This window comes from Pseudoalteromonas sp. TP27, assembly GCF_056470645.1.
The window spans coordinates 1-2,979 of record NZ_JARDAK010000060.1; the positions used below are offsets into that span (position 1 = coordinate 1).

Sequence of the window (2,979 nt, forward strand, 5' to 3'; positions counted from 1 at the left end):
ATGGCATTTTTTCTTAGAGCGCCAATATCAAAGATATTGGAACATCCATTTTGCAAAGAAGACTAAGCTGTTAAAGCAAACCGTGAATTATTTAGGTCGCTACCTAAAGCGTCCGCCGATATCAGCCTCAAGGCTGCATCATTATAGCGGAGGAACGGTGGTGTTTAAGTATTTAGACCATAGATATGGTGAGCACAAGACAATGACTCTAACGCAAGAAGAGATGATTTTGTGTTACGTAAGCCATATCCCTCAAAAGCATCTAAAGATGGTGCGCTACTACGGTTTTCTCTCCAATAGTAAACGAGGTCGTTTACTTTCGTTAGTTTATGCTGCTTTAGAAAGTACAAAGCCAGAGCAGACAGAGAAATTAACGTACGCCAAACAATACAAAGGTTTCACCGGTAACGACCCATACAAATGTACACTTTGTGAAAACAGGATGGTATTTACAGTTTTTTTAAAGGCCCAAAGAATGACGAATTACTGGATTTACGTCGCTTTAGTATGAAAGAAGATAGGCGATTAAGGAGCGCAGCGTAGGATAACTACGTCCAAAACGCACAAATTTGAGCAGAAACCATACAAAAACGATGTTTTTGTATGAAGAAAGCCGTTAAAAAATAATAAGTAGAAGACTCGGGTAAGAAAAAATGATGCATTTTATCTTGATGGTTAGGATTGAAATTCCTAACCATCAAGAATCGCGGACTTAGTGGACGCGTTTAATGCCATTGAAGGAGTCACGACTATCGCCTCATGCCAAGGTCATTGCTGTGGACGCGATCATCATCCGTATGTGTACTTTTCAGCACCGATAGAATTTGCAGCGTGGTTATCAGAGCAATGCAGAGAGTCACGAAAAGATAAGCGGCATTACACACAGTGGGAAGTTGAATGTGTATTTAATGGGGAAAACGAACTTATGTTTAGTCTGTTTTCCCCATTATACCGCCAAGATTACTTACGTAGCGGTTGGTGGTATTTAGGCTGGCATCGACAACGAGTCGAACATGAATTAGAGCTACTAACGGATATACCGAATCAACTTGAAGATGCAGGTTTGAGCACCTGAAAATTATCATTAATTCGGGATGTAAAAGAGCCTGCGATCTCTGGAAGAGTCACTGCAAAAAATTGGTCTATCGCAGCCTTGAAGTCTCGTTTAGTTTTGAAGTAAACGTTGTTTCTCGACTTCTCGTTCATCACCTTCCATAGCCGCTCTATTGGATTGAGGTTTGGGCTATAAGGTGGCAGGTAGTGCAGTTCAATATTAAGGACAGTCGCTGCATCCTTGACTAAATTACTGCGGTGATATCCAGCACCATCTAAGATGATGTGAAGTTTATGGGTTGGTGGGTAACTCTCTCTGAGCTTCCCAAAAAACGAACAATATTTTCACTGTTAATACTTTCATGATCGCTAACAATGGTCGCTCCAATATCCGACAGGTTCAGAGCCCCAATAATGTTTAATTGGCTACGATTCCCGGTTGTTTCAATCACTTTATCTTGACCAGTACGGATCCAACCATGAGATATTTTTGTTGATAATGTTGGGTGAACGGCATCGATAAACACTATCGACTCATCCTCGCCACAACTGGCCTTTAGTGTTTCGTAAGCTTCTATGAAAGCTTGTTGTTTTGCCTCTTCGAACTTGTGCGGAACGCCTTTCGGTTGCTTGTAGCTAAAACCATTGTGATGTAGCCATTTGTTCATACCAGAAACAGTGTAATCAAGTTCAAATGTCTTTTTAACGCAGGCGATAATTTGATGAGTGTGTGAATAGGTTTTCTCAGTCAAATGCTCGATTAGGTGCATGGTTTGAGTAGCAGAAAGCTTGCTTTGGCTCCCACCATTTTCAGGCTTAAGTTTTTCAGAAAGAGTAGTCGCTGAGGTGACGAGCAACGGTTGACTCATGAATGCGAAGAGCTTGTGAAATAATAGTCTGACTCCAACCTTCAGAAGCCAGTAAAACAGCCTTTATATGGTCGCAAACTCGACTATCACGAGTAGAAGCGTGCATCTGTTCGAGTTGCTGTTTCTGTTGAGGAGTCAGTATAATTTTCATAATGCGTAGCATGATCCTGATTTTGCTAAAAATCAAGCATCTTCAATGATCATGGGTATAACCCCGTGTTTGATGCAGCCACCAGTGACAGTGATTTTAGTTTTCATGATCTTCGTAGAAAACGCATGACCATCTATGTAGGTATTACTCCTGACTACATTCCTATGGTTGGGCGGATTTTGAATCTGTTCTTTAGTTAATTAATCAACATCAACACGAAAGAATTACCTGAGCAAAATAAGGAATTGAAATACAAAGCATTGCTACTTATGGATGAGTTCACCGTTATGGGTCGCTCGGGGATAATAGCCAAATCAAATAACTACTTTGCAGGGTATGGCTTACAACTGCTGACCATCGTTCAGAATCCAGCACAGATTGAAGCCAAGGAGCCAGAGGGATACGGTAAAGAAACCATGAAGCTCACCTATTTTTTATGCCTGAAAATGAAGATGCAGAAGATATTTCAACGTTTTTGGGTAACAAAACGGTCAAGGTAAAAAGCGTTCAAATCAGTCAAGGAAAGCGAAGCATTACAACCAGTGATGGGAAACGCGCCCTTATGCTCCTTCAAGAATCGCAAGAAATGCCGTTTAATAAAGTGATCATAATGCTGCGTGGTAAGAAACCGATTTACTGCGACAAAATCCATTACTTTCAAGAATCGCCTTTTATTGACCACCTAAAGGCCATGTCGCCTACATTAGGAAAAATCAAAGGCATTCCAACGAAAGATCAAATGGATAGTGTGATTGCAGATGGGGAGCTGCAAATAGATATACCACGGTTAGAGCTAGAGCAACCCAAACCACTACAACCGTTGCTTGAGTCACCATTAGATCAACCATTGCCAGTAGAAGACGTAGAAGTACATTACGATGCGTCTCTTTTTAGAGACTAATTATG

At 41.0% G+C, this 2,979-nt stretch carries 1 protein-coding gene and 3 pseudogenes; 3 read left to right on the top strand and 1 reads right to left on the bottom strand.

Translation table 11 applies throughout. The annotated features are described in order from the left end of the window. Positions 1-543 (top strand): annotated as a pseudogene (locus tag PX700_RS21755) (IS91 family transposase); the annotation flags it as partial. A 172-nt stretch (positions 544-715) separates the two neighbouring features. Beyond that, entirely contained in the window at positions 716-1,075 is a 360-nt protein-coding gene (locus PX700_RS21760; RefSeq protein ID WP_446701381.1) for a hypothetical protein, read from the top strand. Here PX700_RS21760 and PX700_RS21765 read toward each other — a convergent pair. Continuing rightward, positions 1,045-2,073: pseudogene (locus tag PX700_RS21765) on the bottom strand (IS630 family transposase). The gene PX700_RS21760 and the pseudogene PX700_RS21765 overlap by 31 nt on opposite strands. Before the next feature lie 65 nt (positions 2,074-2,138). Between PX700_RS21765 and PX700_RS21770 the strand changes: the two are divergent. After that, positions 2,139-2,974: pseudogene (locus PX700_RS21770) on the top strand (type IV secretory system conjugative DNA transfer family protein). The last annotated feature ends 5 nt before the right edge of the window (positions 2,975-2,979 follow it).